We start from the raw sequence: 2,154 nt of genomic DNA, 5'->3' as shown, positions 1-2,154 counted from the left end.
AACCAAACAGGTTCGCACACAGTTGGGAGATGAGCCGAAATGGGAACGCCGCCATCCGTGTTGCAACTATTCGCCATCTTCGTCAACGTCCTGACACCGGTCTTCACCCTGTTGCTGATCGGCTACGTCGCGGGCCCTCGCCTGCAGGTGGATGCCCGCTCCCTGTCCAAGGTCGCCTACTACATCCTGGCACCGGCCTTCATCTTTGACATCTTCCGGGATGCGTCCATGGATGTGCTGTTAGCCACGCGCATGGCCCTTTTCATCCTGTTGGTGGCGGGCGGCTGCGTGATCATCTGCATCGGGGTGGCCCGGCTTCTGGGCCATCGGGCCGAAATGACAGCTGCCTTTGCCCTGGTGGGCGCCTTTGGCAATGTGGGAAACTTTGGGCTGCCCATCATCCAATTCAAGCTGGGGGAAGCGGCCCTGGTGCCGGCCTCCTTCTATTTTCTGGTGTTGAGCGTCTTCGGCTTTCTGGTCGGGGTGATGGCCGCCACCTGGCACAGGGACGGCAATAGCGGGGCCCTGCTCTCGGTGCTCAAGACGCCGGCCCTGGTGGCTGTGGTCCCGGCCATTCTGGCCAACAATCTGGCCCTGCCGGTGCCCCTCTTTGCGGAACGGGCCATCGGGCTGCTGGCCGACGCCATGATCCCCATCATGCTGCTGACCCTGGGGGTTCAGCTGGCGGCCATGGGCCGTCCACGGCTGAACCGGGATGTGCTGGTGGCCAGCAGCATCCGGCTGGTCGTGGGGCCGGCCCTGGGCCTGGGGCTGGCCGTGCCCTTTGGCCTCACAGGCGTGGAGCGGGGCGCCGGCATCTTGCAGGCCAGCATGCCCGCGGCCATCCTGGCTTCCCTCATTGCGCTGGAACATGATCTGCTGCCCGACTTTGTCACCACCACGGTTCTGGTTTCGACCCTGGCCAGCGCCGTCACCCTGACCGTCGTGCTGGCCATGGTTTGAGCAAAGGTTGGCGGAAGGAGCGTTGAGATGAAAGCGGAACGGCTGGAAATTGTGCAAGGCGACATCACCACCCTGGCGGTGGATGCCATCGTCAACGCGGCCAACTCCTCGCTGCTGGGGGGCGGCGGCGTGGACGGTGCCATCCATCGGGCGGCGGGGCCTGGGCTGCTGGCCGAGTGTCGCACCCTGGGCGGCTGTCCCACAGGCGAAGCTCGCATCACCGGCGGCTACAACCTGCCGGCCCGCCACGTGATCCACACGGTGGGGCCCATCTGGCGTGGAGGCACGGCCAACGAAGATGAGCTATTGGCCCGCTGCTATCGCAACTCCCTGGCCCTGGCAGTGGCCCATGGGCTGAAGACCATCGCCTTCCCGTCCATCAGCACCGGCGCCTACGGCTTTCCCATTCGGCGGGCCAGCCGCATCGCGCTGCGGACGATCAAGGAATTTCTGGAGCAGGACCAAACCCTGGAGAAGGTGATCCTGGTCTGCTACTCGCCGCGGGATTTCCAGGAATACCAGGAAGCTTTTCAAGAAATCTGGATTGATCCGGCGCCTGGGCCGTGATATACTCCTGCCAGCCGACCCAAGGTCGGCGTGCGCCGGTGAATCGCCGCGCAGGACCATCACCTATCCGTCCAGCGGGTGTATCCCACCGGGGGTGATCCTGAAGGTCGGCTGTCTGCTCTCCGCCCAGGCTTCCCCGACGGGATACCTACCCCATTCATCATGCAAAGGAACCATGGCAACGCAAGATCGTCGGATCGTCTTCTCCACCGATCCTGAGCCCGAAAGCGAGCATCAGGCCGTGTCGTTGCCGGCCAACCCGGCGGCAGCGATCCCCAGCCTCCAGCAGAACTTTCCGGTGCGCGTCTTCCTGGAGCGCAAAGGCCGGGGCGGCAAGACCGTCTGTGTCATCAAAGGGGTCATGAGCCCGCCGGCGGGCAAACAGGCCCTCCTCAAACTGCTCAAACAGCGGTTGGGCACCGGCGGCGCCGTCAAGGGAGACAACCTGGAGATCCAGGGCGATCACCGGGAAACGATTGTGGCGATGCTGCGGGAGCTGGGCTATCAGGCCAAGGCCGCCGGCGGTTGACAGCGCCTGGACGCGGAACATCTGCCCGGGGAATCCAGCGAGAAGACCAGAAACGCAAAGGCGCATCTCCCCGATGTGTGCGAACCTGTTTGGTT

General features: G+C 64.3%; 3 protein-coding genes. All 3 read left to right on the top strand.

Annotation, left to right across the window (positions count from 1 at the left end):
- Positions 1-57 precede the first annotated feature (57 nt).
- The 3 genes from FKZ61_RS23640 (at position 58) to FKZ61_RS23630 (ending at position 2,059) form a co-directional block, all read left to right on the top strand.
- The gene (locus tag FKZ61_RS23640; RefSeq protein WP_141612629.1) at positions 58-963 is read left to right on the top strand and encodes an AEC family transporter; all 906 of its coding nucleotides are present in this window, start codon (positions 58-60) and stop codon (positions 961-963) included.
- 27 nt (positions 964-990) lie between these two features.
- The gene (locus tag FKZ61_RS23635; protein ID WP_141612628.1) at positions 991-1,530 is read left to right on the top strand and encodes an O-acetyl-ADP-ribose deacetylase; all 540 of its coding nucleotides are present in this window, start codon (positions 991-993) and stop codon (positions 1,528-1,530) included.
- A gap of 175 nt (positions 1,531-1,705) precedes the next feature.
- Complete coding sequence (locus FKZ61_RS23630) at positions 1,706-2,059, top strand: translation initiation factor (protein WP_141612627.1); 354 nt, start codon at positions 1,706-1,708, stop codon at positions 2,057-2,059.
- Positions 2,060-2,154 lie beyond the last annotated feature (95 nt).

Origin of the sequence: Litorilinea aerophila, from assembly GCF_006569185.2 — a bacterium.
GTDB lineage: Bacteria > Chloroflexota > Anaerolineae > Caldilineales > Caldilineaceae > Litorilinea > Litorilinea aerophila.
Note: the sequence above shows the minus strand (reverse complement) of the source record. Positions and strands in the feature narration are given on the sequence as shown.

Coding starts and splice junctions, on each gene's coding strand:
- FKZ61_RS23630 (WP_141612627.1), top strand. CDS start 1,706: ATGGCAACGCAAGATCGTCGGATCGTCTTCTCCACCGATCCTGAGCCC.
- FKZ61_RS23635 (WP_141612628.1), top strand. CDS start 991: ATGAAAGCGGAACGGCTGGAAATTGTGCAAGGCGACATCACCACCCTG.